This is a genomic window from Parabacteroides sp. ZJ-118, from assembly GCF_011038785.1.
Classification (GTDB): domain Bacteria; phylum Bacteroidota; class Bacteroidia; order Bacteroidales; family Tannerellaceae; genus Parabacteroides.
In genome coordinates this window covers 1-817 of the sequence record NZ_JAAKDT010000118.1, presented here as the reverse complement: position 1 = coordinate 817, position 817 = coordinate 1, and the positions used below count along the sequence as shown (strand labels likewise).

The following is an 817-nucleotide window of genomic DNA, read 5'->3' as shown; positions in this document are numbered from 1 at the left end:
TCAACTATAAAGTTACGAAAAATTCGCCACTTGACCATCTTTTTAGGCGACTATTTTACTGATAATCAAAGGGTTTAATGTGTTTTGTAGCATATCTGCCAAGAATCAAAAAATTAACGAACTATTGTTAAAAGTAGTTCGACATGAAAGGACAACAAAACGGCCCTCTCTCTTTTTGGAGAACGGCAGCATCCTCGCCACATTGAGGATGAACAGCAGGTAGCGAAAGAACTCTTCGCACTTCTCTCTGATGCCAGAGAAATTTATCTAAGGGATGTCGTGGGCAGCGGCAAAATCTATCGCCGCTTTGCGGATGACTTTGTAAACAGTCACCGACACATCAACTGCAACCGCGCAGTATGCAAAAATTGCCACGAGATGAACATTCATATCATCAAAGGTCTTTTTGATTATTGTCCCGGCCTCGTCAATCAATACTTCGTATCGGAGACTTTCTCCTTTCGGGATTGCATGGATATGAAACGGTTGTATGACACCGTGGAGTTTCCTCAATCGATTGCCTGGAAAAACCGGAGCAGACTGGGACAGTGCGCCGGAGGAGGCTGGGACACTTTTGATGCGGCAAAGTTAATGATTTTTTCTCAGACTATCGCCTTTGAGTTCAAAACGTATGGCAGAGTGCACCATCCGGTCGAGTATTGCGTCGGCGGCGGTGGTGTTGGTCTCCAGGCAGTCATACCAGTCTGCGACCGGTATCTGCGAGGCGATTATGGTTGATTTGCGCCCGTGGCGGTCCTCGATGATTTCCATCAGGTCGAGTATCTGCTCGTTATTGAGCTTCTTGATTCCGAAGTCG

The 817-nt window shown here is 46.3% G+C and carries 1 protein-coding gene; it reads right to left on the bottom strand.

Going from position 1 to position 817, the window contains the following annotated elements; translation table 11 throughout:
- Nucleotides 1-588: 588 nt before the first annotated feature.
- On the bottom strand, nt 589-817 hold a 229-nt coding region (locus tag G7Y39_RS13450; RefSeq protein ID WP_165154149.1), incomplete at its 5' end, for an ATP-binding protein.